The 25,648-nt window shown below is 46.8% G+C and carries 22 protein-coding genes; 9 read left to right on the plus strand and 13 right to left on the minus strand.

Annotated elements, in window-relative coordinates; translation table 11 throughout:
- Positions 1 to 137: 137 nt before the first annotated feature.
- The gene (gene katG / locus ACSSU7_RS08940; protein WP_492516149.1) at positions 138 to 2,333 is read left to right on the plus strand and encodes a catalase/peroxidase HPI; all 2,196 of its coding nucleotides are present in this window, start codon (positions 138 to 140) and stop codon (positions 2,331 to 2,333) included.
- Between the two features lie 150 nt (positions 2,334 to 2,483).
- Here the strand turns inward: katG and ACSSU7_RS08945 are convergent, their stop codons facing one another.
- Together ACSSU7_RS08945 and ACSSU7_RS08950 are read right to left on the minus strand one after the other, a co-directional pair.
- Positions 2,484 to 4,148, minus strand: coding sequence for an electron transfer flavoprotein-ubiquinone oxidoreductase (locus ACSSU7_RS08945; RefSeq protein WP_492516150.1), 1,665 nt, complete (start codon positions 4,146 to 4,148; stop codon positions 2,484 to 2,486).
- A gap of 14 nt (positions 4,149 to 4,162) precedes the next feature.
- On the minus strand, positions 4,163 to 5,089 hold the full coding sequence (locus ACSSU7_RS08950; protein ID WP_492516151.1) for a LysR family transcriptional regulator: 927 nt from the start codon (positions 5,087 to 5,089) through the stop codon (positions 4,163 to 4,165).
- Positions 5,090 to 5,191: 102 nt separating this feature from the next.
- Between ACSSU7_RS08950 and ACSSU7_RS08955 the strand changes: the two genes are divergently transcribed.
- From ACSSU7_RS08955 to ACSSU7_RS08965, 3 genes are read left to right on the plus strand one after another with little or no spacing between them, the layout of a single operon-like run.
- A complete protein-coding gene (locus ACSSU7_RS08955) occupies positions 5,192 to 5,944 on the plus strand; it encodes an electron transfer flavoprotein subunit beta/FixA family protein (RefSeq protein ID WP_492516152.1) in 753 nt (250 codons plus the stop codon).
- A complete protein-coding gene (locus ACSSU7_RS08960; RefSeq protein ID WP_492516153.1) occupies positions 5,941 to 6,873 on the plus strand; it encodes an electron transfer flavoprotein subunit alpha/FixB family protein in 933 nt (310 codons plus the stop codon). Before ACSSU7_RS08955 ends, ACSSU7_RS08960 begins: the two co-directional genes overlap by 4 nt.
- Before the next feature lie 27 nt (positions 6,874 to 6,900).
- Positions 6,901 to 7,677 carry a ferredoxin--NADP reductase gene (locus ACSSU7_RS08965; protein ID WP_492516154.1) on the plus strand — a complete coding sequence of 259 codons (777 nt, stop codon included), beginning with the start codon at positions 6,901 to 6,903 and terminating at the stop codon, positions 7,675 to 7,677.
- Between the two features lie 28 nt (positions 7,678 to 7,705).
- On the opposite strand, the gene ACSSU7_RS08970 is transcribed toward ACSSU7_RS08965, so the two are convergent.
- The 6 genes from ACSSU7_RS08970 to ACSSU7_RS08995 all read right to left on the minus strand — a co-directional run bounded on the left by ACSSU7_RS08970 (position 7,706) and on the right by ACSSU7_RS08995 (position 15,141).
- Positions 7,706 to 8,332 (minus strand): VTT domain-containing protein, encoded by a 627-nt coding sequence (locus ACSSU7_RS08970; protein WP_492516155.1) that lies wholly within the window; start codon positions 8,330 to 8,332, stop codon positions 7,706 to 7,708.
- A gap of 243 nt (positions 8,333 to 8,575) precedes the next feature.
- A complete protein-coding gene (gene gnd, locus ACSSU7_RS08975; RefSeq protein ID WP_492516156.1) occupies positions 8,576 to 10,087 on the minus strand; it encodes an NADP-dependent phosphogluconate dehydrogenase in 1,512 nt (503 codons plus the stop codon).
- Positions 10,088 to 10,387: 300 nt separating this feature from the next.
- Positions 10,388 to 10,606 (minus strand): hypothetical protein, encoded by a 219-nt coding sequence (locus ACSSU7_RS08980; RefSeq protein WP_492516157.1) that lies wholly within the window; start codon positions 10,604 to 10,606, stop codon positions 10,388 to 10,390.
- A 169-nt stretch (positions 10,607 to 10,775) separates the two neighbouring features.
- The gene (locus tag ACSSU7_RS08985; protein ID WP_492516158.1) at positions 10,776 to 13,580 is read right to left on the minus strand and encodes a bifunctional diguanylate cyclase/phosphodiesterase; all 2,805 of its coding nucleotides are present in this window, start codon (positions 13,578 to 13,580) and stop codon (positions 10,776 to 10,778) included.
- Between the two features lie 156 nt (positions 13,581 to 13,736).
- The gene (locus ACSSU7_RS08990) at positions 13,737 to 14,099 is read right to left on the minus strand and encodes a hypothetical protein (RefSeq protein WP_492516159.1); all 363 of its coding nucleotides are present in this window, start codon (positions 14,097 to 14,099) and stop codon (positions 13,737 to 13,739) included.
- A gap of 67 nt (positions 14,100 to 14,166) precedes the next feature.
- The gene (locus ACSSU7_RS08995) at positions 14,167 to 15,141 is read right to left on the minus strand and encodes an L-threonylcarbamoyladenylate synthase (protein WP_492516160.1); all 975 of its coding nucleotides are present in this window, start codon (positions 15,139 to 15,141) and stop codon (positions 14,167 to 14,169) included.
- A gap of 118 nt (positions 15,142 to 15,259) precedes the next feature.
- On the opposite strand from ACSSU7_RS08995, the gene ACSSU7_RS09000 reads away from it, so the two are divergent.
- On the plus strand, positions 15,260 to 15,586 hold the full coding sequence (locus ACSSU7_RS09000; protein WP_135276787.1) for a cupin domain-containing protein: 327 nt from the start codon (positions 15,260 to 15,262) through the stop codon (positions 15,584 to 15,586).
- 9 nt (positions 15,587 to 15,595) lie between these two features.
- Here ACSSU7_RS09000 and alkB read toward each other — a convergent pair whose 3' ends face one another.
- Positions 15,596 to 16,231, minus strand: coding sequence for a DNA oxidative demethylase AlkB (gene alkB / locus ACSSU7_RS09005; protein ID WP_492516161.1), 636 nt, complete (start codon positions 16,229 to 16,231; stop codon positions 15,596 to 15,598).
- Between the two features lie 84 nt (positions 16,232 to 16,315).
- Here alkB and ACSSU7_RS09010 point away from each other — a divergent pair, with 84 nt between their 5' ends.
- The 4 genes from ACSSU7_RS09010 to ACSSU7_RS09025 all read left to right on the plus strand — a co-directional run bounded on the left by ACSSU7_RS09010 (position 16,316) and on the right by ACSSU7_RS09025 (position 19,686).
- Positions 16,316 to 16,924, plus strand: coding sequence for a DNA-3-methyladenine glycosylase family protein (locus ACSSU7_RS09010; protein WP_492516162.1), 609 nt, complete (start codon positions 16,316 to 16,318; stop codon positions 16,922 to 16,924).
- 158 nt (positions 16,925 to 17,082) lie between these two features.
- On the plus strand, positions 17,083 to 17,775 hold the full coding sequence (locus ACSSU7_RS09015; protein ID WP_492516163.1) for a PA4824 family protein: 693 nt from the start codon (positions 17,083 to 17,085) through the stop codon (positions 17,773 to 17,775).
- A gap of 325 nt (positions 17,776 to 18,100) precedes the next feature.
- Complete coding sequence (locus ACSSU7_RS09020; protein WP_492516164.1) at positions 18,101 to 19,321, plus strand: MFS transporter; 1,221 nt, start codon at positions 18,101 to 18,103, stop codon at positions 19,319 to 19,321.
- Positions 19,322 to 19,335: 14 nt separating this feature from the next.
- Positions 19,336 to 19,686, plus strand: a complete 351-nt coding sequence (locus ACSSU7_RS09025) for a DUF4186 domain-containing protein (RefSeq protein ID WP_492516165.1) — start codon at positions 19,336 to 19,338, stop codon at positions 19,684 to 19,686.
- Here ACSSU7_RS09025 and ACSSU7_RS09030 read toward each other — a convergent pair.
- The 4 genes from ACSSU7_RS09030 to ACSSU7_RS09045 form a co-directional block, all read right to left on the minus strand.
- Positions 19,683 to 20,924 carry an NnrS family protein gene (locus ACSSU7_RS09030; protein WP_492516166.1) on the minus strand — a complete coding sequence of 414 codons (1,242 nt, stop codon included), beginning with the start codon at positions 20,922 to 20,924 and terminating at the stop codon, positions 19,683 to 19,685. The genes ACSSU7_RS09025 and ACSSU7_RS09030 overlap by 4 nt on opposite strands.
- Positions 20,925 to 20,996: 72 nt before the next feature.
- Positions 20,997 to 23,207, minus strand: coding sequence for an EAL domain-containing protein (locus ACSSU7_RS09035; protein ID WP_492516167.1), 2,211 nt, complete (start codon positions 23,205 to 23,207; stop codon positions 20,997 to 20,999).
- Positions 23,208 to 23,253: 46 nt separating this feature from the next.
- On the minus strand, positions 23,254 to 23,505 hold the full coding sequence (locus tag ACSSU7_RS09040) for a DUF3820 family protein (RefSeq protein ID WP_492516168.1): 252 nt from the start codon (positions 23,503 to 23,505) through the stop codon (positions 23,254 to 23,256).
- A 93-nt stretch (positions 23,506 to 23,598) separates the two neighbouring features.
- The gene (locus tag ACSSU7_RS09045) at positions 23,599 to 25,647 is read right to left on the minus strand and encodes a putative bifunctional diguanylate cyclase/phosphodiesterase (protein WP_492516169.1); all 2,049 of its coding nucleotides are present in this window, start codon (positions 25,645 to 25,647) and stop codon (positions 23,599 to 23,601) included.
- Position 25,648 lies beyond the last annotated feature (1 nt).

The following is a 25,648-nucleotide window of genomic DNA, read 5'->3' on the forward strand; positions in this document are numbered from 1 at the left end:
TAACAAACAATACGTGCAACCGACACCTGAGTTTTACACTACTGCGTGTAATTTTAAGATTAAAATACTTTTGCTTGAAGCTCAGCAGAAATATTGAAACAGGTCCATCACGTTCCAAATAACGACAGGAGAACACAATGACAGCCGAATCAAAATGCCCATTCTCTGGAGGCGCGCCTAAACCAACAGCGTCTGCAGGACTTGCCAACCCGACTTGGTGGCCAGAACAACTAAACCTCAGCATATTGCATCAGCACTCGTCAAAATCAGATCCCATGGGTCAAGATTACGACTATGCCGCAGCGTTCAACAGCTTGGATCTTGATGCCGTCACCAAAGATTTGCATGCATTAATGACAGATTCGCAAGAATGGTGGCCTGCCGATTATGGTCATTATGGTCCATTTTTTGTGCGCATGGCCTGGCATGGTGCTGGCACTTACCGCATTTATGATGGCCGCGGCGGCGCAGGCTCCGGCTCGCAACGATTTGCACCGCTAAATAGCTGGCCAGACAATGGCAACCTTGATAAGGCACGTCGTTTACTGTGGCCAATTAAGCAAAAGTATGGGCATAAATTGTCTTGGGCAGATTTAATGATACTGGCGGGTAATGTTGCGCTAGACTCAATGGGACTTAAGACTTTTGGCTTTGCTGGTGGGCGTAAGGACATCTGGGAGCCAGAACAGGATATCTACTGGGGCCCAGAGACCACATGGCTTGGAGACCAGCGCTATCACGGTGACCGTGAGCTAGACAATCCGCTAGGCGCAGTACAGATGGGCTTGATTTACGTAAACCCAGAAGGCCCGAACGGCAACCCAGACCCGCTTGCATCAGCCCGCGATATTCGCGAAACATTTGCACGCATGGCAATGAACGACGAAGAAACCGTAGCACTGGTCGCTGGCGGCCATACCTTTGGTAAATGCCATGGTGCGGGCGACGCTAGCCATGTTGGCGCTGAGCCAGAAGCCGCAGAGATTGAAGCACAAGGCTTGGGCTGGCTCAACAGTTTTGGCAGTGGTAAAGGCGTACACGCCATCACCAGCGGCATTGAGGGTGCGTGGACCAACAATCCAATTCAGTGGGATAACAACTATTTTGAAAACCTATTCGGTTACGAGTGGCAGCTCACCAAGAGCCCTGCTGGTGCACACCAATGGACCCCTAAAGAAGCTGCTGCGTTAAATACAGTGCCAGATGCGCATGATGCATCTAAGCGCCATGCGCCTATTATGACCACGGCGGACCTAGCCATGAGAATGGACCCGGCGTATGAAAAGATATCACGCCACTTCTTTGCAAACCCAGAAGCGTTTGCAGATGCATTTGCCAGAGCTTGGTTCAAATTAACACATCGTGATATGGGACCAGTGTCGCGTTATCTTGGCCCTTTAGTACCAAAAGAAACGCTGATTTGGCAGGACCCTATCCCTGAGGTTAACCACGCATTGGTGGATGCGCAAGATATTGCCATCTTGAAAACAAAAGTATTGGCGTCTGGCTTATCGATCTCACAACTGGTGAGCACAGCGTGGGCATCGGCTTCTACATTCCGTGGCTCTGATAAGCGTGGTGGCGCCAATGGCGCACGTATTCGCCTCGCCCCGCAAAAAGACTGGGAAGTAAATCAGCCGGCAGAGTTATCCGCCGTGTTGCAAAAACTAGAGACAATACAAAAAGAGTTTAATACCGCTCAGCGCAACGGCAAGCAGGTTTCAATTGCAGACCTCATTGTGCTGGCTGGCAATGCAGCGATTGAAGTTGCCGCCAAAAATGCAGGGCATACGCTGCAAGTACCGTTCACGCCAGGACGCGCCGATGCAAGCCAAGCGCAAACAGATATTGAATCATTTGCCGTGCTAGAGCCGATTGCCGATGGCTTCCGCAACTATACAAAACACAGTGTTGTAGGCAACGCGGCTGAGTTATTGCTAGATAAAGCACAATTGCTCACCTTAACCGCGCCGGAAATGACGGTACTGATTGGTGGGTTACGTGCGTTAAATGTGAGCCATGGTAAATCCAAGCATGGCGTGTTCACACAGCGCTCAGAAGCGTTAACCAATGACTTCTTTGTGAACCTGTTGGACATGAACACAAAATGGCAAACGTCCGCAGACTCCAAACAAGTGCTTGAGGGGCATGACCGTGCCACAGGCAAACTTAAGTGGACAGGCACAGTGGTAGATTTAGTGTTTGGCTCTAACTCGCAGCTACGTGCCATTGCTGAAGTTTATGCAGCCAGCGATGCCCAAGCCACATTTATACGTGACTTTGTGCGGGCATGGACTAAAGTAATGAATCTTGATCGTTTTGATTTAGTTTGATTGCGCTAGTCTAGCGTTGGTATCACGCTATAAAAAAACCTCAACCTTGATTATGGTTGAGGTTTTTTTCGTTCTAATCATCGTCGCCCAAACTAGAGGTACATGGGCACTTACATAAAACAAGCAGCTTTTACAGGTTGCGCCTATAAGTCACATACCCATATAAGTTGGGCCACTACCACCTTCAGGTGGTACCCAAACGATATTTTGCGTTGGGTCTTTAATATCGCATGTTTTGCAATGTATGCAATTTTGCGCATTAATGTGCAAATAACTAGCGTCTGGCGTCTTCACTATTTCATACACGCCTGCTGGGCAATAACGCTGCTCGGGCGCGTCATAGTTGGCTAAATTAACACTGATAGGTACATTCTTATCTAACAGCGTCAAATGGCAAGGCTGATTTGCATCATGTGCAAGATTGCTTAAGCCAATTGAGTTTAAGCGATCAAAGCTATACACACCATCGTGCTTTGGATAATGGATAACTGGCATTTCAGAGGCAGGCTTGGTGCATTCATGGTCTGCTTTCTGGTGCGCTAGCGTCCACGGCAAACGGATATGTAGCGCATGCAGCCACATCTCAATACCGCCTAGCAAAGTACCGCCCCAGCTACCAAACCTCGATAACAGCGGTTTTACATTACGCACCGCATCTAAGTCTTTCCACACCCATGAGTCTTTGAGTGCTTGCGGATAGGCTTCCAGCAAGCGGCTATCTTGTTTGTCAGCCTGGGTTACGGCATTAAATACCGCCTCTGCCGCCAACATGCCAGATTTCATTGCATTATGGCTGCCTTTGATCCGCGGCACATTCACCATGCCGGCACTGCAACCAATCAATGCACCACCTGGGAAAATCAACTCAGGCCAGGCTTGTACGCCGCCTTCACTAATCGCGCGTGCGCCATAACTGAAGCGCTCGCCACCTTTCAGCAAAGCTTTAATCGTAGGGTGCGTTTTAAAGCGCTGGAACTCCTCAAATGGAGAAAGATGCGGGTTGGCGTAGTCCAGATGCACCACAAAGCCGATAGACACCAACTGCTCGCCATAATGATAGATAAAAGAGCCGCCACCAGTATCAGCACTTAGCGGCCAGCCGATACTATGCTGCACTAAGCCTGCACGATGTTGTGCTGCAGGCACGCGCCATACCTCTTTAAAACCTAAACCATATTTCTGCGGTGAAGATTGTTGACGTAGCGCGTATTTACTTTCCAGCTCGCGCGTTAATGAGCCACGCGTACCTTCTGCCACCAAGGTATATTGCGCCCTAATTTCAATACCCAGCGTGAACTGTGCGGTTTCCGCGCCATGCGCATCACGCCCCATATCGCCGGTAATCACGCCCACCACTTGCTGGTTTTCGTCATAGAGCATGGCCTGCGCCGCAAAGCCTGCGTAGATTTCTACACCCAAGGCATCTGCCTGCTCACCCAACCAACGGCTCACATCACCTAGGCTCACAATATAATTGCCTTGATTGCTCATTAAAGGCGGCATCAACCAATGTGGAATCGACCAGGATTTAGTTTGCCCCAACAGCAAAAACTCGTCTTCTTTGACACTGGTATGCACTGGCGCACCTTTCTCACGCCAATCTGGAATCAATTCATTTAATGCAATAGGGTCGATTACCGCACCAGATAAAATATGAGCGCCCACCTCTGCTGCTTTTTCCAGCACACATACACTGAGCTCCTGCCCAGCTGCATTCGCCAGCTGTTTAAGCCGAATCGCTGCGGCCAAGCCCGATGGTCCAGCCCCTACAATTAACACATCGTAATTCATTACATCGCGTTGCACATCTGTCATTTAAAGACCGTCCTTTAAGCTATTTCTGGCAAATTTACTTGATCGCTGCGCTCCGCGCCAATCACCATTTTTTTGCATAGCATGATAAATTCACGCATACCTGTTGTCTGATATTTCTGCTTATGCCAAAGAAAGTAAAAATATCGTCCTAAATTTAGTTCGGGTGTCATTAACGGCACTAAGCTACCGCGACGAAAAGCGTCTTTCAACGCCAAACGCGAGATACAGCCGATGCCCAACCCTGACTCTACTGCCCGCTTAATCGCCTCGGTGTGTTCCAACTCCAAGCGGATATGCAGCCTTGCATTATTATTATGAAAAGCACGATCAAAAGTTGCGCGGGTGCCTGAGCCCTGCTCTCTTAAAATCCATTGCTCCTGCAATAACTGCTCTATCGAAATTGCTTTTAACTGCGCAAGCGGGTGATTAGGTGCAGCAAACACCACCAGCTCATCAGCCACCCAGCGCTGTACTTCTATATCTGGATGGTTACAATCCCCCTCAATCAAGCCCAGATCCAGCTCATGATTGGCGACCTGCTGCACGATGGTGCTGGTATTGTGTACTTGTAATTGAATCCGGCTTTCAGGATGGTCCTGCAAGAATTTTGCAACCAGTATCGTGGCCAAATAATTGCCAACCGTTAAGGTTGCGCCAATTTTCATATAGCCAAACCCCACATGACCACGCAACAGATTTTCTATTTCACTTGCCCGGTCTAATAGCTCAACAGCCTTGGGAAGTAGCTGTAACCCGGTTTCATTGATGCGTAGCGTTTTACCCACACGATCAAAAAGCTGTAGGTCGAATTGTCGCTCCAACTCGCTCAGTGCAGTGCTGGTGGCCGATTGTGATAATGCTAAAACATCGGCTGCGCGCGAGACACTCTCGGTACGACTGATGACAACAAAAATCTCTAGTTGCCTTAGGGTATATTTCATACACTCCTATATCTATTTCACAGATATATAATATCTTTACAATCTAATTTATATATATTATACGCTGATGTAAAATACGCAGCAATTACTGAGGAAATTGCCATGAAAATATTGGTCGCAATAAAACGTGTAGTCGATTACAACATCAAAGTGCATATCAAGCCTGACGGCTCAAATGTAGAGATTGATGGCGTAAAGATGAGTGTAAACCCATTTGATGAAAATGCAATTGAAGAAGCCTTAAAACTAAAAGAAAAAGGCATTGCATCTGAAGTGGTAGTCGTGTCTTTGGGTAGTGCAGCAAATCAAGATGTATTAAGGCACGGCCTGGCCATGGGTGCCGACCGCGCGGTACTGATTGAAAGCGATGAAGAACTACAGCCATTGGCCGTTGCCAAACTACTGAAAGCTTTGGTAGACCGTGAACAACCGGGGTTGGTTATGCTGGGCAAACAAGCAGTAGATGATGACGCAGGACAAACTGGGCAAATGTTAGCCGCGTTGCTCAATTATCCGCAAGCGACTTACGTATCAGCGATTACCATTAACGGTAACGAAGTAGTAGCCACCCGTGAAGTGGATGGCGGTACAGAAACCATAGGCTTAAACCTGCCTGCAGTGATTACCGCAGACTTGCGTTTAAACCACCCGCGCTTCGTAAAACTGCCAAACTTAATGATGGCAAGAAAAAAACCGATTGAGACAATCAAGGCGGCTGAATTTGGTGTAGACACTAAACCACGGTTGCAGCTATTAAAAGTATCAGAGCCGCCAGCAAGAAAAGCTGGCATTAAAGTGAACAGTGTACAAGAGTTGCTCACTAAGTTGCGCGAGCATGAAGGAATACAACTATGAAAACCCTAATTCTAGCCGAACATAACGGCACCACACTGAGCGCATCAGCTTATCAGGCGGTAACAGCTGCTCAGTCTTGGAGCAACCCGATTGAAATTTTAGTGACTGGCAATAACGTCAGCAATATTGCACAGCAAGCGGCTTTAATTGACGGCGTAACGCGTGTGATTCAAATCGATGCTGAGCATTTAGCGCATCAATTGGCTGAAGATGTGTCACAGCTTATTGCCAACATTGCAACTGAATATAGCGTGGTGTTAGCTGCGCACTCATCATTTAGCCGCAACATCTTGGCACGCGCAGCTGCGTTGCTTGATGTTGCTATGATTTCTGATGTACTTGAGATCAAAGACAGCAACACCTACGTGCGTGCAGTGTATGCGGGCAATATACACACCACCGTACAGAGCTCAGACCGCATCCAACTACTGACTGTGCATAGTAGCAACTTTGGTGCGGCCAATGCACACACGCAAAGTGCTGAAATCAGTACGGTTGCAGCGCCAGCACCACAGCACCAAACACGCTGGTTATCTGAAACACGCACATCGTCAGACCGTCCGGCACTAAGCACAGCGAAAATTGTTATTTCTGGCGGCAGATCTTTAGGTAGCGCAGAAACCTTTGAACAAATGCTAGCACCGCTAGCCGCTAGGCTTGGCGCAGCGCTCGGCGCCACTAGAGCCGCTGTGGATGCAGGCTACGCACCTAACGATATTCAGGTAGGCCAAACCGGTGTAACCGTTGCACCTGATTTATATATCGCGGTGGGCGTTTCAGGTGCGGTACAACATACCTACGGCATGAAAGACAGCAAAGTCGTGGTTGCGATTAATCAAGACCCGGACGCGCCTATCTTCCAAGTTGCAGATTACGGCCTAGTTGCCGACCTGTTTGAAGTGATTCCAGAACTCACTGCAGCCATTTAAAAAATTTAAACTAAAGAAAAACCAACTATGAGTAAATATTCTACCGAACGTATTTTAAGTGTACACCACTGGAACGACACCCTGTTCAGCTTTAAAACCACACGTGACCCAGGCTTACGCTTTGAAAACGGACAGTTTGTAATGATTGGGCTTGAGGTTGATGGCCGCCCACTGACACGTGCTTACAGTATCGCCAGCCCAAACTATGAAGAGCACCTGGAGTTCTTTAGTATTAAAGTGCCAAATGGCCCACTCACATCAAGATTGCAGCATCTAAAAGTAGGCGATGATCTTTTGGTCAGCAAAAAGCCAACCGGCACCTTGGTGACTCACGATTTAAAACCAGGTAGAAATCTGTACTTTCTATCTACGGGTACAGGGCTAGCGCCTTTCATGAGCTTGATTCAAGATATCGAGGTGTATGACCGTTTTGAAAAAGTAGTATTAATTCATGGCGTTCGTCACGTAAACGAACTTGCCTATGCAGATTTTATTGAAAAAGAACTACCGAACAACGAGTTTTTTGGTGAAGAAGTGCGTAACAAACTCATTTACTACCCAACTGTGACCAGAGACCCGTTCCGTAATCAAGGCCGCTTAACTGACCTGATTAACTCAGGCAAACTATTTGAAGATATCGGTCTACCACCATTAGATCCAGCAAATGACAAAGCCATGATTTGCGGTAGCCCACAAATGCTGAAAGACACCGAAGAACTATTGGACTCACGCGGCTTTATTGTTTCACCACGCGTAGGCCAGCCAGGTGACTACGTAATTGAGCGTGCTTTCGTAGAGAAATAAGGCTTTAAAAAATAAAGTAGCACTAATCTCAAGCGCGTGATTGCATCATGTGCTTGAGAAACACCCATACCGCAGGCAAGCTAGGAATAACAATCAGTGCCAGCGCCACCAAAGAGAAGTTAGCCTGTACCCACGGGTGATTCCCTACCAAAAAGCCGATACCGGTTAAGCCACACACCCAAATCAAGCCGCCAATCACATTATAAAAAGCAAATTTCGGATAGGTCATTTGCGCCACGCCCGCAACAAATGGGGTAAACGTGCGGATAAATGGTAGAAACCTGCCCACCACGATAGTGATAGCGCCATGCTCTTCATAAAATGCATGTGTCTTGTTAAAGGCATCTTTATTAAACCAGCGCGAATTTTCCCAAGCAAACACCTTATGCCCTACCCACTTACCGACCGAATAATTAACTGCATCTCCGGCAATTGCCGCAACAGACAGCAATGCCATCAACAGCGGCAAACTCATGCCACCAAGCGCCGCAATAGCACCTGCAACAAACAATAGAGAATCTCCCGGTAAAAAAGGCATGGCAACTAAGCCGGTTTCTATAAATATGATAAGAAACAAAAGCACGTAAATCCACACACCCCAAGTGCTGGCCACAACCGCCAAATGTTTATCCAAATGCAAAAATAAATCCATCATGTTCTGTATATCCATATTTAAAGCTAGCCTAATTACTCTACTGGTTAACAAAGCCATGTGCTTATGCAACCAATTATTAATAATCTCTGGCGGTTAAAAAATCTATTACCCTGTGATTTTTGCGGGCGACAGTAAAACTTAGCAGGCGTCATCCAGACATCACAAACAGCGAAGCCGTCACATTATAGCGTTCGAGCAATAAAAAACCCGCCGTTAAGCGGGTTTTTTATTATTTAAAACTAATTATACTTCTAACTGTGGACGACCAGCTTCAGGCCAATCCAAGTGGTAGAACTGATCACGTGGCTGATCTTTACGCTCATAAGTATGTGCGCCAAAGTAGTCACGTTGACCTTGCAACAAGTTTGCAGGCAGGTCTGCACTGCGGTAGCCATCATAATAAGCCATTGCAGAAGCAAAACCTTGTGCCGGAATACCGTTAGTAACTGCCAAAGCAATCACTTTACGCCAGCCTGCTTGACCTTCGTTCATCGCGTGCGTGAAGTATGGGTCTAGCATCAAGTTTTTCAAACGTGAGTTCAATGCATAAGCATCAGTGATTTTTTGCAAGAAACGTGCACGGATGATACAACCACCACGCCAGATTTGAGCAATTTCACCGAAGTTCAATTTCCAGTTGTAAGCCACTTGTGCTTTGTCGATCAATTGGAAACCTTGTGCGTAAGCGCAGATTTTTGAGCAATATAAAGCGTTTTTAATCGCTTCGATAATTGCTTTCTTATCAGACTCAACTTTAATCGCTGGGCCTTTAAGGATTTTGCTTGCTTCAACACGCTCTTCTTTTAAGCTAGACAATGCACGTGCGTAAACCGCAGCTGCAATCGCGTTAGCTGGTGCACCTAATTCAAGTGCATTCGCTGCTGTCCATTGGCCTGTACCTTTTTGACCAGCTGTATCCAAGATTTGGTCAACCAAGAAACCTTTACCCATTGGGTCTTTTTGTTGCAGGATATCAGCAGTAATTTCAATCAAGAAGCTTGATAGTTCGCCTTTGTTCCACTCAGCAAATACTTTACCGATTTCATCCGCTTGCATGCCAAGCAGATTTTTCATCAACCAGTAAGCTTCACAGATCAATTGCATATCGATGTACTCGATACCGTTGTGCACCATTTTTACGTAGTGACCAGCACCGTCAGGACCGATGTATTCAGCACATGAGAAGCCGCCTTCTACTGGTTTACCTGGTTTGCCGCCTTCTAAAGGCTCGCCTGTTACAGGGTCAACTTTAGCTGCGATATCACGCCAGATTGGCTCTAGGCTAGCCCAAGCTTTACGTGTACCTGATGGCATCAATGATGGGCCGAAACGTGCGCCTGTCTCACCGCCTGAAACGCCAGAACCGATGAAATCAATACCTTTAGCCGCTAATTCTTTTTCGCGACGGATAGTATCTGTCCACAATGCGTTACCACCATCAATGATGATGTCGCCTTGCTCTAGGAATGGTAATAACGCGTTGATGGTAACATCTGTTGCGCTACCCGCTTTAACTAGCAAGATGATTTTACGTGGGCGTTTGATACTTAAAACAAATGAAGCCAAGTCAGCATGACCAACAACGTTGGCATGTGAAGGTTCATTCTTTTTGCAATCTTCAATGAAATTCACCATTTTTTTTGGGTCACGGTTGTAAACCGCAATGGTGTAGCCATGATCGGCAATATTCAGAGCCAGGTTCTGGCCCATAACAGCTAGGCCAACTAGGCCAATATCAGCATTCTTCGTAGTCATTTATCTTCTCTTTTGGAGTTGTTTAATGGAAAGGTTTTTTTGGTAGGCAAGATTATAGAACTTTTTTATGAATTAATTACTGAAAATTGACGTAGATCAGAGAATTATTTTCAATTGATGACAAGATTCGGCATAAAGTGCTAAAACTGCGTATTAAAGTTGGTAGTTGCGTCCAAGTGACAATCGTCGCCACGCGAGCAATAGCCGACTGTGATTGAGCTGCAAGTGCTGCTGGCAAATGAATTGGGACTGATAGGACGATACGCCATTTTTAACCGTATACGCTAAAAGCACGTACACTTAGTAATCACTGCTTCTGCCAGTTGAATAGCCTGCTGGCACGTCATTTTGCCACGCACCGCAATCAGCACAGCAATGATCATGCATTGTTGGGCTTAACACCAGATGCACACTGTTGCAGGCCTTGCAATGGGGAACATCTTCTGCGGCAACCTTATGATGCAAACGATGATGCTGAGTCGCAACCTTGCTGCCACCTAATCCGTATTTATTATCCATGGCAAACTCCATGTTAGCTTTAAGCTTACGGTAATAAAGTTACGCTTTTTTCGTCGTGACAGCAAGTCATTTAACATATGCCTATCGTTGGCCATCCCACATTAAATCATGCTTTAAGCGTATAGGTTTGCTCAAACTTAAATTGAAGCTACCCTATACCAAGACTTGATTAAACCAGCCCCTGAGTCCAGTCTGGGGCTTGTCGGTAAGACTCCACCCAGAGCTGCACTTCATCTGCTGGCATAGGCCGGGCAACCCCATAACCCTGCACCACAGAACATCCCATACGCAACAACCAAAGCCCCTGCTCGGAATTCTCCACACCTTCTGCCACTACCTTACGCTTAAAGTCTCTACTTAAGCTGATGACACCTGCCACCACCGCCAAATCATCCACGTCTTGCAGCATATCGCGCACAAATGACTGGTCAATTTTAATGGTTTCTACCGGCAAGCGGCGCAAATAGGTGAGTGAAGAGTAGCCTACGCCAAAGTCATCCAGCGCAAAGCTGATGCCCAATTGCTTACAACTGTTAATGGTATTGGCCACGCCTGAAACATCCTCGATCGCAGCAGTTTCTGTGATTTCCAGCTCAATTTTATGCGGAGCTATCTCAGGGAAATCAGCCAGCAACAAGATTAGACGCTCGGTAAAGTTGGGTTGCACAATATGCCTTGCTGCAATATTCACGCTGACTTGGAAGTCCAGACCAGCAGCCTGCCAAACGCGGATTTGTCCCAAGGCCTCGCGAATCACCCACTCACCCATTTGAATAGAAAAATCCGTATCCTCAATGATAGGGAGGAAAGTAGCCGGTGCGCGCATACCTAACTCAGGGTGCTCCCAACGAATCAGCGCCTCCATGCCAACCACCTTACCTTGGCGCAAATCTACCTTAGGCTGGTAATACAGGCGGAACTCTTGATTAGGCAATGCGGCTTCTACGCGCTCACGATCCTGACGCAAACCTCTAAATTGGCGGTCATGGTGCGAGTCAAACTGTTGTACACGGCTACCGCCATTAAGTTTTGCCTGATACATGGCATGGTCGGCATGCCTGAGCAAGGTATCCGGCTCACAACCATCGTCAGGGAAAATAGTGTAGCCTATGCTAGAAGACACCGTCACAGATTTATCGCCTATGCTATAGGGCGTTTTAATCACACTCAGCAAGCGCTCCAGCGTCTGTACGCATTCATCCGCATTTTGCAAGCCGCATAACAACACCGCAAATTCATCGCCACCTAAACGCGCAACCGTATCACTATCGCGCAAACAGGCGCTCATGCGCACAGCAAGCTGCACCAGCAGATAATCGCCAGCTTCATGCCCCAAGGTATCATTGACCGGTTTAAATCCATCCAGATCTAGGCAGCAAACTGCCAACAGTTCTCCGGAGCGCTCCGCCCTTGCCAGCGCCTGCTGCAAACGGTCAGACAGTAAAGCGCGATTAGGGAGTTGTGTGAGCGGATCATGGTAGGCCATACGCTCCAGATTTTGCTGCTGCTCTTTGGCTTGGGTAATATCTGAAAACAAACCAACAAAGTTCTTGATCTGATTAGCTTCGTCGCGTACGCAAAAGATGTCGAGCCAAGCGGCATAAACATCACCGTCCTTACGGCGGCTCCAAGTCTCGCCGCGCCACTCACTGTTACTTTCAGCCTGCAGCCATAGCATATCCAGCAGGCTGTCATCATAAGTGACAAAACCCAACGCCTGTGGCACACGGCCTAAGGCATCATCGCGTGAGTAGCCGGTAATTTGGGTAAATGCATAATTGACTTCAACAATATTGGCATGGGCATCTGTAATAAAAATGCCGTCATGCGCATGGTCAAACACACTGGCAGACAATCGCATGCGTTCTGCATTCTGGCTCAAGGTATCAATAGACTCACGCAACTTCTGGCGCATTTCCAGCACGCTCGCCATTAAGGTATCGGGCTTGGCATACAAACCATCCTGCGCCAAATCACCCGCGGCAATACGCTTTACCACATCAATCGCTAACGCAGGGTCGCCGCCGATTGGGTTCAGAATCAAGCGTCTTAATTGCCATAAAATAATGACAATCAATAACGTGCCAAGCAAGATGCCCGCAAATACGACAAACCATGCGTTGGCCAAGCTCACTGCCCGCGCTTCGCTGAGCGGGTATGCCACGATTACGTTAAAGCCCCATTTGGGCACACTCTCAGTGACGAACTCCCAGTTGTCAGGCCTAGACTGTAGCAAATTGATTGCTTTAGCTGCCGTAACATGAGATGAAAGGAAGCGAATATTATTGGTTTCATCCAATATCACGGCAAAGCCAGTGGTGAGCTGGCGCATGTTCTGTACGGTATCGCGCAGCACTTTAATGTCAACTTTATAGCCGATATAGTAAGCACCGATCACATTGCCGTTCACATCAATCAATGGGTCGTATCGCGTAATATAAGGCTGACCCAAAATATCCACCACACCGCTATACTCTTTGCCCGCCAGCAAGGCGCGAATCACTTTGCCTTTCGGGTTAAGCAGCGTCCCTACAGCACGGTTGCCGTTATCGTGCTTAACGTTGGTGGCAATGCGCACGAAGCTGTCGCCAGAGCGTACAAACATGGTGGCAGTGCCACCAAATAGATCGCTAACGCCATCAACCAGATCAAAATGCCCGGTGATTTCGGTACTACCCATTTTGAGATTAGGCAAGGACCGAGCCTGTAGTTGAACCATACCATCAACGTTAACGGTACCCAGTTCCATACTACGCTGCTTCAATAAGCGCATGGCGGCATTTGCTTGCTCGCTGACCAGCTCCTCGGTCACATCCAACAACCGGACTAGGGTATGCGCTTGCTCAGTGGCGCCGGCGTGAATATGCCCAAGCTGTTGCGAAGCTTGCTGCCCTGTCAATACAAAAGGCGCTACCGCCAGCAGTACTAGCACAGGCAGTAGGAAACGCCAAATTGTGGAAATCTTTTTTTGCATAAAGGACTAGAAGCCTAGGTTGAAATTATCCTATCATAATTTTATGGGGTTGCAGGCCGCGAACAGACTGAATCACCAATAAAATTAAGATTGCCAGTTACAAAACAATCAAAAAAACACCATCCCGCTTGATGCTGACGATATCTTTTGAAAGTACTATTTTTTCAACTGCGGCTTGCAACTAACGTAAGCGATTTTTTCACCGTCATTGAGCGTTGTCTCGTCACCATTAATCATCAATGTAATCAAGCCACTCGCGTAACGGCGACTGTCATCACTTGATTTTGGTAAATTGACTTCATGATCAGGGTAGATAAGCCAAGCATCACTACCATTGTTCAACATACGGACATAAAAGTGTTTATTGCCGTCGCATACGTATTCAGTTGCATCTTTCGGATTACCAGATAGCTCGCTGCTTTTAGCGCCAAAAGGGTTGCTCAAGCCGATAGAGCTACAGGCCGGAATCAACACCACCAACAAAGATGCTAGAACGAACTGTTGTAATTTAATCATCATTTTTAAAACCTAAATTATGCAGACGAATCACTTAAACAAAATTAAGTAATCCGTAATATACAACAAATTATCGATATCCCGCGCGACTTAATCTATCCAACACCGCCAGCCATATGGGTAGATGGGGTGGTAACTCTACCAACAAGCGGTCAACTTTCATCGCATCTAAGCTATGCAAAGTGCTGTACAACAACTCTGCGACCTTCTCAGGTACGTTCGGTAACTTCACATTTGGGCAGTTTGGTACATCCCCGTCACCTATGAGCATAGCGGCACTAGATAGGCCCGCCTGCTTGAGCAGCTCGCACTCTTGCACCAGCGCTGACCTATCTTTAAATAACAGCAAGGGCGTGCGCGGCGAGTAATGCAAAGCGTGCTGGCCTGGGGCTTTAGGCAGTGAAGCGGCATCAGCGTTCACCGCAGCGGACGCCTGCTGATGGGCTACACGCGTTGCCACGGCAGCAATCGCCTGTTCACTGATCATGCCCGGGCGTAGCAATTGCCACTGTCCATCGGCAGCAACGCTCACGATGGTGGACTCTATCCCCACTTGGCAGGCGCCGCCATCCAACACCGGAATCGACTCACCCAAGCCGGCCTCTACATGAGCGGCGGTTGTCGGGCTAAGCTGCGTAAATAAATTGGCAGAAGGTGCGGCGACACTTAAACCACCTTTAGTCAGCAACGCCAAGGCAACAGGATGATTAGGTACGCGCAGCGCTACGGTAGGTTCATCGCCACGCACCACGCGCGACACATGAGGCTGTGCGGGCAACACCAAAGTAAGTGGGCCAGGCCAGAATGCGCTTGCAAGCGCAATTGCAACCTCAGGAAAAGACGTCACCCAATCGTGCACTTGGTTCATGTCACCGATATGCACAATCAAAGGGTGGTCTGCCGGGCGTTGTTTAATCGCGAAGATTTTCTTCAGCGCGCTATCATTAGTCGCGTCTGCAGCCAGACCATAGACTGTTTCAGTGGGAATCGCAACGACCCCGCCTTGTTTGAGCTCGGCGATTGCCTGTTCTAAACTAACACGCATAATATTTAACGATAACTAAAATGTGCATTTTACTACTTTACGTGCATCAGTACCTAAATTAGAACATTTCAGCTTTATGACCTGATGGGATAGAATGGATTTTTTAAAAGGAAGACTCATGACCCAAATCACCGTTGAAAAGAACCCAAGCCAACAGCGTTTAGAAGCGCTAAATGTCAGTAAATGGCCGACATGGGAGAAAGAAGTTTCTGTTTTTCCATGGACGTTTCCTGAGCAAGAAATTGCATACATTTTAGAAGGTGAATGTGTGATTACGCCAACTGGCGGCACACCTGTGACCTTTGGCAAAGGCGATTTAGTCACTTTTCCAGCAGGCATGACTGCAAGCTGGGAAGTAAAAAAACCGCTACATAAACACTACCAATTAGATGGCTCTAAGCTCTGCCAAATCTACCGCCGCATTAAGCTTGCATTAAAACTGTAAGGCTTTTCATTACCCAGCTTTACGGAAAGTAAGATTGATACGACTTTCACCTAAAGCTGGGTGCACATTTGCCTTAAGTGGCAGCACCCCGTGATAGCGCAGACGCGCCTCTCCGCCCCAAACCACCACATCTCCATGATAAAGCGGAAAGCTCAAGGCCTTATCACTACGTTTGAAACCACCAAACTGAAACGTTGCCGTCACCCCTAACGACACAGAAACAATGGGCTGATTAAAGTCTCGTTCGTTTTTGTCTTGATGCAAACCCATACGCGCACCGATTTGATAGCGATTAATTAAACAGGCATCTGGGGTAAAGTCGGCGTATCCAGCCGCTAAAGCAGCCACTCGTGACAAGGTTAAGAAACTACTTGGCATAGCAGGCCACGGTTTTTGGGTAAGTGGGTCTAAAACATCATAGCGGTAACCTTCACGATCTGTCACCCAGCCCAGCTCACCACAATTGGTCATGGCAACCGACATCGCAAAGCCACTAGTGGTAACCATATGGCGCAACGGCGCCTGTGTGATGATGCTTTCTAAATCTTCGAGTAAAGTCGCCTCATCGCTAAGCGCGAACCCTTTAAGTAAGCGCACGCCTTCGATTGCGGTTTCTGTTGATGCCATGTTGCCGAATAAGTCCAAGCTAATATCACTCCATCACATGTTACTTTTTTCGCCTGTTCATAATTTTGATGAACATTAAGTATAGATGCTTATAATCACAGCATGAACTCCCCATACCAGCAGGCTGAAGACTTTTTACGCGCAATAGATAACGACTGGTCTCAATTGATTGACCACGTTGGCGCATGCAAGTTTACAACAAAAAGTGAACGCGACCCTTACGAGGCATTAGTGCGCGCAGTAGCGTATCAACAGCTCAGCACAAAGGCTGGTGACGCTATTTTAAAAAAACTGATTAATCATTATGGACAATTCCCTGTACCTCAAGATTTGATATCCACAACATTTGATGCGCTGCGTGCTGTAGGTTTTTCTGGCAGAAAGATAGAGACACTCCAAGGCATCGCAAACGCAGCGCTAACCGGATTAGTGCCCACACAAGCACTTGCCGACAGCATGAGCAATGAAACCTTAATTCAACAAATCACTACCATTAAAGGTATCGGCCAATGGACGGTAGAAATGATGCTGATGTTTACCTTAGCACGCATGGATATTTTGCCCGCGGATGATTTTGGCATTGTAGAAGGCTACAAACGGCTGAAAAAGCTGGAAACTGCGCCTAAACGCAAACAAATGCTAGAAATTGGCCAAGCATGGAGCCCTTACCGCACCGTTGCCAGCTGGTATTTGTGGCAAGTACCGAAGTAGCTATCTAAATTGAAGCATAGATTGACGAACTGAGGGTTTATACAAACGGCAAACTCGGAAAACCAGTTCGTAGGGGAATTGGTGCGCCTAAATTATAATTGGCGCCTAAATTAGTGTTGTGTAATCCAAAAGAAATAAAAAGATAATAAAATCAGGGCATGAGAAATTTAACACTCCTATCCATCTTACTTTACGCTCAACCAGCTTGGTCAGCCCGCCCCTTTATAACCGATGATGCAAGGCTGACCAATGCTGGTAGTTGCCAACTTGAAAGCTGGACTCGCATCTACCCAAACAGCACCGAGTTTTGGGCTTTACCCGCTTGCAATCCTACAGGTAACTTTGAGGTGACCGTAGGCGCTGGCTTGTCTATAGCCAACGATGTTAAAGATACATCTGACTATGTGATACAAGCGAAGACTTTATTCAAAGCTCTTGATACTAACGGTTGGGGAATCGGCTTATCAATCGGCAAGGTTTATCATCCAGCAGTAACGCCTAGCGCAAACCAACTCGGAAACACCTATGCATACATCCCATTTTCAGCTTCATTTAACGATGACCAAGTAGTTATGCACCTGAATATGGGCGTACTGCATGACCACGCATCAAACAAAGACAACATGACTTGGGGTATCGGTGGCGAGTTCAAAGCCTCATCCAGATTAATGGGGATTTTAGAAGTATACGGAGACCATCAATCAAACCCATTCGCTCAAGCTGGGGTGAGGATGTCTGTCATTCCAGATCTGTTTCAAGTGGACGCCACATTGGGGAAGCAACTCAATGGTGTAAATGATAACCAATGGATTTCTTTTGGGGTCCGCATTACGCCCGACAAACTCTTCTGACACCCAGAAGAGGAAGCTTGCCTTCCTTAGCGTATTGATACCACCTAGAAAGTTGCTACATACCATTGCAGACAACAGGCACAATCAACAAATACCAAGGTGGTTAGTGCGCCTAATCTATATCGGTAGAATCACACTAGGTCAATGATGACTCATCGGCAAGATCAGATAAATCTTTCAGCTTGCTTACTACCTTATTCACTGCACTAACCTGTGCATTCTATCCGTTTACATTCAAGTATTAAATGTTTTTATACGCGCCTGAGCGTCGATTCTGAGCCACAAGCGTGAAGGCAATTTGCGATTTGCATTTATAATACGGCCCATGGAATTATTTAAATATCATCAATTTGCTTTTGCCAAACTTTTAGCTTTTCGTATTCAACTCGTACTGGCTTACCAAATATTAGCAGTGGTAGTAGGCTGGCATATTTATCAGATAACACATAACCCATTGTCTTTAGGGTTAATCGGTTTAGCCGAAGTGATTCCTTACTTCGCTTCTGCATTATTTGCTGGCCATGCGGTGGATCATTATTATTCACGCCGGCTGTTTGCAGGCTTAGCGGCAGTGTTGCTCACCATTAATGCCTTCACGCTTACCTTAGTAGCGCTAGGTTGGCTAGATGGAAATATCACCTATTGGATTTATGGCTCTATTGCTTTTACTGGGGTGGCTCGTGCCTTTATTGCACCTAGCTACAACACTTTATTCGCAGTCATCTTGCCGCGTGAGCAGTATGCACGCGCTGCCGGTATCGGCACATCTACGTTTCAGATAGGCTTGGTATTAGGTCCAGCCATTGGCGGTATGCTGGTAGGGTTTGGCAGTAAAGCGCTCGCTTACAGCGTTGCCACTGCGCTATGCTTGGGTGCTGCCACCTCGATTGCTTTACTTAAGTTAAAAGAACCGGAAAAAGCAGAAAGCATCCCTGTGTTTACTAGCATTGCACAAGGCCTGCGTTTTGTATTTAGCAACCAAATCGTATTAGGGGCATTATCGCTAGACATGTTTGCCGTATTATTTGGCGGTGCGGTTGCTATGCTGCCTGCATTTATTCATGACATTTATCAAATGGGGCCGGAAAGCTTAGGCGTTTTACGTGCGGCACCCGCACTAGGTGCCATTGCCACTGGGCTTTGGCTCACTCGCCACCCAATTAACCTAAATGCAGGACGCTGGCTACTAGGCACCGTTGCGGGGTTTGGTTTATGTATTATTGGCTTTGGTCTCAGCACCAGCTTCTGGATGGCCGCCATATTATTGCTACTCTCTGGCCTGTTTGACGGGGTTTCCGTCATCATGCGTCAAACCATTATGCAGTTGGCGACACCTGACGTCATGCGCGGACGAGTTTCGGCCATCAATGGTATTTTTATCGGCTCGTCCAATGAATTAGGCGCCTTTGAGTCAGGGGTAGCAGCGCGTGTGCTGGGCTTGGTGCCATCCGTCGTACTTGGTGGCTTCATGACATTGAGCGTGGTGGGAATCACCGCCAAACTGGCGCCGAAGCTACGTAAATTAGAGTTACACCAACTACACTGAGCCTAGCCAGCAACGTGAGAGACCTAGACCAGTTATTTACAGCACTAGCGCAATCCACGTTCAGAGCCAACTTTGAATTACGCGCTAAAGACTTAGCCTATTTGCAGCAAAAAGGCTTATCAACCGTGCTGGACCATGCTGAGGATTTTATAGGTAAACGCCTAGCACCCGCTATTATCGACAACGATGGCAAACAAACACCCATGCGCGGTCACCCCGTGTTTGTGGCGCAACACGCCACCGCCTGTTGCTGCCGTGGCTGCTTGCAAAAGTGGCACCAAATCCCATTGGGACGCGCACTCACGTTAGCAGAGCAGGCGTATATTGTTGTGGTACTGGAGCGCTGGTTACAAAACAGGCTTTAACCTGGGTTACCATCGACTCTGGGGTTAAATAAGATGGGGGCATAAATCCATACAAAAACTGCAAACCCCAATATCCAGCATACTGCAGCGGCAACAATCCAACTCGTATAAAACTGCATCGCAAACATCGGTGCAAATACACGCAATAGCAAACTTAACATCACCGCAATAAAGATGGGCACTAGCCACACTGATGAAGCACGAATATCACGGCCGGTATGCCCCAGCGCTACACGCGCCATCATCGCCAAACTCATTAAACCAATGCCGCCAATCGTGAACAGATGCAACACCAAAACCAATGGTATCGCGCACAAGACATGCACGCCATACAGAAAAAAACCTAAATTAATCATCCATGCCGACAAATACAGGCTCCAGAGCAATGGCACACGCCAGATACCACACACATGCCAACCCAATAATCGATAGCCATTCATAAGGAACAAACTAACCGCCAAATAAGGCGTTAATTCAGCATACTGATAAAAGATCTCATTGATAAATAGTGCGAGGAACGCAACTAAAATACTGCTATCTAGCCATTTGTGATGCTTGATTTTAAATGGCTGTGGTACGCCACGCTCTATGAAAAATGGAATAACACGGCGCCCTATCATTAAAATCAAACCGATGAGCAATAACACCGCCCCGTTGATTGCGTACAACATGCCATCTTGCAGGATTTGGTAATAGCCGAGATAAAAAACGATATTACCTACCCATAGCATGGCAATCTTCACAATCACCGCAAGTTGCGGCCACTGCTTGGCGCGAAAGATGGGGATGCTAATGGCGATAATCAACATAAGCCCGAATAGCAAATCGGCAATGGTTGCCCACAGCATTAAACTGGTACCAAATAAAAACAGCACACGCGCACTAACCCACAATGCAAACAGCCCCATCAACGGCTTACCATGTGGTGTTGGCACACCGGTCCAATTGCGCACTGCGGTAAGCAAAAAGCCAGCAACCACGGCTAGGCCATAGCCATACAGCATTTCGTGCGCATGCCACTGCGCATTGGTAATCGATTGAATCTGCACAATATCATGCCCGCTGTACAGCAGCACCCACCAAACAATGGATACGATGGCAAAAATACCAGCACCTAGAAAAAATGGGCGGAACCCAAGGTTGAATAATGCACACCCCTTAGCCGGGCTAGCCTTACGCATCTGAATTTGCACAACGGCCATAGTAATCATGCCTTTAATTGAAAAAGTGGCATTCATCTTAGCGCAACCTAAATCAGATTAAATTGATTTAGGACAGGTTTTTGAATGCAACCTAAATAATTTTTATGATTACTTTTCTTGATTTTCAGACAAAAACTGCATGAAATCAGCAAATGACTTAGGCTTAGAAATGAGATAGCCCTGACCATAGTCACACTCAAAGCTACTTAACATCCGCGCTTGTGCTTCAGTCTCTATACCCTCAGCCACCACCGTCATCCCTAGCTTATGCGCCATGCTGGTAATGGCCTCACACAAAATTGCATCCTGATTATTTGCCTGCAGATTGTGCGTAAAGGAGCGATCGATTTTTACATACTCAATATCAAACTTGTTTAAATAAGCCAACGCAGAATAACCTGTGCCAAAATCATCGATAGAAAACTGAATACCAAAATCTCGTAATGCGGAAATAGTATTGACGACTGACAGACTAGGCTGCAGTAATAGACCCTCAGTGATCTCAATACAAATATGACGCCCAGCCAGCCCTGCATTGACTATGGCCGTTTTCCAGGCGAGCAAACGCTCTGGCCTGATAAACTGTTTGGGAGATACGTTCACACTCACTTGAAAATCCGCTGAGTATTGCGCATGAATCTGCTTGATATCTCGCAGCACCTGATGAAATACCCATGTGCCAATTTCTTCTATGAGGCCAGTTTCTTCCGCTAGTGCAATGAACTCTGAGGGGTTAATCAGCCCATTGACAGGGTGATTCCATCGAATCAATGCCTCTGCTTTTAAAATCTCCTGCGTATCTAAGCTTATGATTGGCTGGTAATAAAGCTCAAACTGCTGCTGCGCAAGCGCCTCTCGCAAGTCATTCATTAGCGCCAATCTTTTGGTCGAATCAAGCTGCATGGAGGCTTTAAAGAACTGAAAGCGGTTACGGCCTAGTTTTTTGGCTTCATACATGGCCTGATCTGCATAACTAAACAAAGCCTCAGGGTCAGAGGTATCGTGCGGATAGATGGTAAGCCCGATACTCGCAGAGATGTAAAAAAGCTCGTTATCAATCTGGAACGGCTGTTGCAGCACTGCCAATATTTTTTTTGAAGTTTTCTCCAGCGCCTGATCGTTATCAAAATCGGACATGACAACCATAAACTCATCACCGCCAAATCGCGCTGTTGTGTCATAGGCCCGCACGCAGCGTGTGATTCTATTGGCGGCTTCCTTAATCAGCTTATCCCCAATGGAGTGACCAGCGGTATCGTTCACATGCTTAAAGTTATCTAAATCAATAAACAAAATGCCGACCGGTGACAAGGACTCATCCGCGCTATCCATTGCCTGCCTTAACCGACTATGTAACAAGTGGCGATTTGGCAAATCAGTTAAATAGTCATAATTTGCCTGATGCCAGATCGTATTTTGCGCCTCAACATTTTGCTGCCGGATTGTTTGCTTTAATTTGAAAATTCTAATCAGACCAAATATTAGGAATAGAATCGCAATAATGCCTAGCGGCACAAACCAGCGATCATATCGGCTGTCTGAAATTTCCCATTTCTCGAGTATTTCTTGATTATTCTTGCCGATAGCATGCAGACCTTTATGCAATATCGACGCCAACTCAGGAAGATCGCCCCGGACTGCCATTGATACATCGGTGCTAAAAGGCGTCATCGCTACTTTTTCAACAAAATCTAAACGATGTACCACGATATGATAATCAACAATGATTTGATTACCGATATAAGCATCGACACGCCCTAACCTAAGCTCCTCAATTGCCTCATCGGCAATGTCTACATATAACAGCTGAATTTTCGGATAGTTTTCGGCGACCTCTTTTGCAACCGGCCCATTTTTAAATACGGCAACGCGCTTATAGTTAAGATCATCCATCGAGTTAATCCCGAAGCGACCATTTACTTTCTTATTGACATATATCGCAAACGGGAAACTTAAAAACGGATAAGGTAGCTTCTTAAATTCTGGATGTTTAACATTAGCTCCAACAACCCCTGAGATAACATCTACGTCAGATGGGCTAGTACTCTCTGAGTAATTTGAGGGAATAAAGTGAATATTAAAAATGCTACTGAGTGCTTGTAGGTAATCAACACTAATCCCATTATGCTGATTATTTTCTAAGGTAAACTCTATTGGCATCCACCCATGTTTAACTGCAACACGCACTTCTGGGTGTTTTTTAAGCCAGGCAACTTCATTTGGTGTTAACTGCACTTCACCATACTTGGAATTCAGTAGCAGGCTATCTTCGCTTTTGATGACAACAGGAATAGCAAGCACGCTGAACAGTATTAGCAATAACAACACCCTCAGTTGCTTAGCGCTGCAGCCATACCGTTTAATATTACCTAGATAGATTAGTGACTTTTTTATCATACTCAGGTGCTGCTTTTCTAAGCGGATCTAACAGGGGCGACAAACCATTATGGTCTATTTCCTGCATTAACTGCAACAAACGCCCAACCTCCCCAGCGGGAAAGCCAGTGCGGGCAAACCAGTTTAAATAATCACCTGGCAAATCAGCAATCAGCCGCCCCTTATGTTTACCGTAAGGCATGGCGAAGGTCACTAGCTTTTGTAAATCATCTGGATTCATATAGGTGAAGAAATTCTATCGCAACCACCAGGCTGCATATATTGAGTACGGTACACTAATTTAATAAGTTAAACAGCTTAATAAATCAAATGCTTAATTCGTGCCCGGCAGCTTGCCACCATTTAACAGCAAGTTTAACTCATTTACCGGCAAGGGTTTGCTGAACAGAAAACCCTGGAAGTAATCACAACGTCGCTCACGCAAGAAGTCGGCTTGCTGATCATTCTCGACGCCCTCTGCGACACTGGTAAAATTCATTGCCTGCGCCAAACCAAGTACTGCGCTGGCAATCGCGCTATCGTCATTATTATGTGGCAGATTAAGTACAAACGACTGACATATTTTAAGTGTATCTACAGGAAAGTCTTTCAGGTATGCCAGTGATGATGCGCCACTGCCAAAGTCATCAATCGCAAGTGATACGCCTAAAGCTTTAAGCTGCGTTAGTTTATTAACATCGCCCGCCGCGCTGTCCATAAACATGCTTTCAGTCAACTCCAACTCTAGCAGCTCTGGCGGCAAACCGCTTTCTGCCAGAATCTCTGCAACATCTGCCACCAGGCCTGGATGCTTGAATTGACGCACAGAAAGATTAACCGCTACACGTACTGGCGTGCCGGCGTCATACCAAATGCGCCCCTGCTGGCATGAAGTTTTTAATACCCACTTACCTACAGGAACGATTAAACCGCTTTCTTCAAGCAGTGATATAAACTCGCCCGGTGCCACCAAACCTCGCTCAGGATGTTGCCAGCGCAACAGGGTTTCTACCGCAGTAACACGGCCACCTTCTACCGCGATTTGTGGCTGGTAATACAAAATGAACTCATTGCGATCCAGTGCGTGGCGTAAATGATTTTCCATCACCAAGCGCTCGTAAGCCACCTCATCCATCTCTGAAGAGTAGAACTGATAGTTATTACGCCCACGCTCTTTGGCGTGATACATCGCCACATCTGCTTTTTCTAATAGCACGTCGCGATTATCATGTCCGGGGCGGTAAAGCGTAATACCTATACTTGCCCCAACAAACACCTCATGCTCACCTACCATAAACGGTAAACGTAACGAATCTATGATTTTTTCTGCTACGACCGCTGCATCACGCTCTTCTCGCACATTCACCAAAACGACAGCAAACTCGTCACCGCCCATTCTAGCCACAGTGTCAGACTCGCGGATACAAAGGCTAATGCGATTACCCACTTGCTGCAACAGCTTATCGCCTATACCGTGCCCTAAGGTGTCATTAATATTTTTAAAACGATCCAAGTCGATAAACATCACAGCGATGGTGTCGCTAGTACGATTAGCGTGTGTTTGTGCGTGCTGCAGGCTTTCGTTAAACAGCAGACGATTAGGCAAGCCGGTTAACGTGTCATAGTGTGCAAGGAAATGTAACTGTTGCTGTGTGCGTTTACTCTCGCTGATGTCACGCACGATGCACAGCACCTGCTCTTCACTGGCACGAATAAAACGGGATTCGTAATTGGAGACGCCTTGTGGCAGCGTCATTTGATATTCAAAAGAAGCAATGCCTCTGCCAACCACGGCTTTTTCCAAGCAAACCATGGCCTGATCGGCAATAGTCTCGGGCAAGGCTTCGTGTATGGTTTTGCCCAGAAAATGCTCAGGCTCAATATGCGTTTTAAAATCTTTAGCCGGTTTGCACTCTAAAAAGCGGCCCTCTAAATCCAAAAACAGTAGCAGATCTGGCACGGCTTCGTATAAAGCGCGGACTTTGGCCTCGCTTTGGCGGAGTTCCAGCTCGGCGCGCTTGCGCTCGATGGCATAACGCATCACGCGCAATAACCAGCGCCCATCTACGCTACCTTTCACCAAGTAATCTTGTGCGCCAGCCTGTGCCAACTCTGTTGCTAACACTTCATCGTCGTGCCCAGTCATGACCACAATCGGCACATCGGATACCGCGTCATGCATACTCCAGAAAGTACTGCTACCTTGCGAGTCCGGTAGTGACAAATCGAGCAGAATGATATCAAACTGCATTAAGCATGCATGCGATATCGCTTTGCCTAAAGTATCGGCATGCGTGAGTGTGCATGCCGTGAGCACTTCGCGCAGCATAATATCCAATAGCCGCGCATCTCCTTGATTATCTTCTACCAGCAGTATTTTCATA

This window comes from Methylotenera sp. E1MeOHC1 (assembly GCF_058745595.1).